Source organism: Bifidobacterium sp. MSK.17.10 (assembly GCF_019129655.1).
In the GTDB taxonomy this organism is placed as follows: Bacteria; Actinomycetota; Actinomycetes; order Actinomycetales; family Bifidobacteriaceae; genus Bifidobacterium; species Bifidobacterium adolescentis.
Genome location: NZ_JAHOJD010000021.1, coordinates 1 through 3,289, shown reverse-complemented (window position 1 = coordinate 3,289; position 3,289 = coordinate 1). Strand labels below are relative to the sequence as shown.

The following is a 3,289-nucleotide window of genomic DNA, read 5'->3' as shown; positions in this document are numbered from 1 at the left end:
TGTTGTGTCGCCGTCGCCCGTTAGTACCGGTCGGCTCCACCCCTCACGGGGCTTCCACCTCCGGCCTATCAAACACGTGTTCAACATGCGGGCTACAACGGTTCAAGACCGTACGGAATCCTAATCTTGGAGCAGGCTTCCCGCTTAGATGCTTTCAGCGGTTATCCCTCCCGAACGTAGCCAACCGGCCGTGCCGCTGGCGCGACAACCGGCATACCAGAGGTTCGTCCACCCAGGTCCTCTCGTACTATGGGCAGGCCTCCTCAGGATTCCAACGAGCGCAGAGGATAGAGACCAAACTGTCTCACGACGTTCTGAACCCAGCTCGCGTGCCGCTTTAATCGGCGAACAGCCGAACCCTTGGGACCTGCTCCAGCCCCAGGATGCGACGAGCCGACATCGAGGTGCCAAACCATCCCGTCGATATGGACTCTTGGGAATGATCAGCCTGTTATCCCCGGGGTACCTTTTATCCGTTGAGCGATGCCGCGCCCGTGCGCCGGCACCGGATCACTATCTCCGACTTTCGTCCCTGCTCGGACCGTCGTCCTCGCAGTCAAGCCCGCTTGTGCGATTACACTCGACACCCGATTGCCAACCGGGCTGAGCGGACCTTTGAGCGCCTCCGTTACTCTTTGGGAGGCAACCGCCCCAGTTGAACTACCCGCCAGGCACTGTCCCTGACAAGGATGACTTGTCGAGGTTAGACGTCAAACGAGAACAGAGCGGTATTTCACCTTGCGGCTCCACGAATGCTGGCGCACCCGCTTCGAAGCCTCCCGCCTATGCTACACAATCCGCGCCTAACGCCAATACCAAGGTATAGTAAAGGTCCCGGGGTCTTTTCGTCCTTCTGCGCTTAACGAGCATCTTTACTCGTACTGCAATTTCGCCGAGCTCCTGGTCGAGACAGTGGGGAAGTCGTTACGCCATTCGTGCAGGTCGGAACTTACCCGACAAGGAATTTCGCTACCTTAGGATGGTTATAGTTACCACCGCCGTTTACCGGGGCTTGAATTCACCGCTTCGTCCCCGAAGGGATTGACGGATCCTCTTAACCTTCCGGCACCGGGCAGGCGTCAGTGCATATACAGCGGCTTTCGCCTTCGCATGCACCTGTGTTTTTGGTAAACAGTCGCTACCCCCTGGTCTGTGCCACCCACCAAAGCTCCCCGGGCTAGCCGGTTCACCCCAGCGGGTCTCCCTTATACCGAAGGCACGGGAGTGATTTGCCGAGTTCCTTGACCAGGATTCGCTCGATCGCCTTGGTATTCTCTACCTGACCACCAGTGTCGGTTTGGGGTACGGGCGGCCATGGCCCTCACGCCGAGGCTTTTCTCGACGGCCTGGACAACCGGATATCGAACCATAACGGCTCCCATCATCACACCTCGCCATGCGCGCCATGCGGATTTGCCTACATGACTGGCTGCGTGCTTGACCACGGAAAACCACCTCCGCGGCCGGCTCCCATTCCGTGTCACCCCTGCGCTGACCTACTACGGCTACGCTCCCAACACCACGCGGCGGAACCAACCCGAAGGAAGGAACCACCACGAGGCGGAGGTTAGTACTCACCGTCTCGGTTTTGCCGGTCCATGGTCGGTACGGGAATATCCACCCGTTCATCCATTCGACTACGCCTGTCGGCCTCGCCTTAGGACCCGACTCACCCGGGGACGACGAACGTGGCCCCGGAACCCTTGGTCATCCAGCGGACGGGATCCTCACCCGTCTCTCGCTACTCATGTCTGCATTCTCACTCCCACACGGTCCACGGCACGGTTACCCGGCCGCTTCGCCCCATGCAGGACGCTCTCCTACCCAGCAACCATGAAGATTGCTGCCGCGTCTTCGGTGGTGTGCTTGAGCCCCGCTACATTGTCGGCGCGGAACCACTAGACCAGTGAGCTGTTACGCACTCTTTCAAGGATGGCTGCTTCTGAGCCAACCTCCTGGCTGTCTATGCGACTCCACATCCTTTCCCACTTAGCACACGCTTCGGGACCTTAGACGACGGTCTGGGCTGTCTCCCTCTCGACGACGGAGCTTATCCCCCGCCGACTCACTGCCGGAATACACGTCAACGGTATTCGGAGTTCGGCTGCTGTTGGTACCCAACAAGGGCCCGCAAGCATCCGGTAGCTCTACCCCCGCGACGCAATCGACCGACGCTGCACCTAAATGCATTTCGGAGAGAACCAGCTATCACGGAATTTGATTGGCCTTTCACCCCTAGCCCCAGGTCATCCCCCCGGTTTTCAACCCAGGTGGGTTCGGTCCTCCACGCGGTCTTACCCGCGCTTCAACCTGCCCAGGGCTAGATCATCCCGCTTCGGGTCCAGGACAAGCGACTACAAACGCCTTTTAAGACTCGCTTTCGCTACGCATACGCCACACGGCTTATGCTCGCCACCCGCCACTGACTCGCAGACTCATTTTTCGATAGGCACGCCGTCACCCCACACAGAGGCTCCGACGGTTTGTGGGCGCACGGTTTCAGGAACTGTTTCACTCCCCTCCCGGGGTGCTTTTCACCTTTCCCTCACGGTACTGGTACGCTATCGGTCAGACAGGTATGCTTAGACTTACCCAACGGTCTGGGCTGATTCACGCGGGATTCCACGAGGCCCGCGCTACTTGGGACAACACGATCGGAAGACGGCTCACGTCCAGGTACGGGGCTGGCACCCTCTACGGCCAGGCCTTCAAGCCTGTTCCCCTGGCAAGCCGTTTTATGACTCCCGCCCGGCCCGTCGGAACCGGGACACGTGATCCCACAACACCGGCAACGCAACCCCCGACGGGTATCACGCGCAACCGGTTTGGTCTGATCCGCTTTCGCTCGCCACTACTCACGGAGTATCCCTTCCTGCAGGTACTGAGATGTTTCACTTCCCTGCGTACCCCCCGCCCATAGGCGGTGCCGGCCCATGACGGCCGGCGGGTTCCCCCATTCGGAGACCCTAGGATCAAAGCCATGTTGGAGGCTCCCCTAGGATTATCGCATCCTCAAACGTCCTTCATCGGTACTGTCTGCCAAGGCATCCACCATACGCCCTCGCAAGCGGCACAACAGCAAAACAAATTGTCATTGCCCCACCCGCGGGTTTCCTGATAGCAAGATCGCCAGACGACAAATCTTAACACTAAAATGATCACAAAACGATCGATCTCGAAACCAAACTCAATTGAAGAGTTTGGCGAAATCGCGATAAGCAAAAAGAAACGTTCTTTCAGTTTCTCTTGCTCGCGTCCACTATCCAGTTCTCAAACCACCACGCGCCAC

1 rRNA gene is annotated in these 3,289 nt (G+C 58.7%); it reads right to left on the bottom strand.

The annotated features are described in order from the left end of the window. Window position 1 precedes the first annotated feature (1 nt). Window positions 2–3,075, bottom strand: a 23S ribosomal RNA gene (locus KSX58_RS10565). Window positions 3,076–3,289 lie beyond the last annotated feature (214 nt).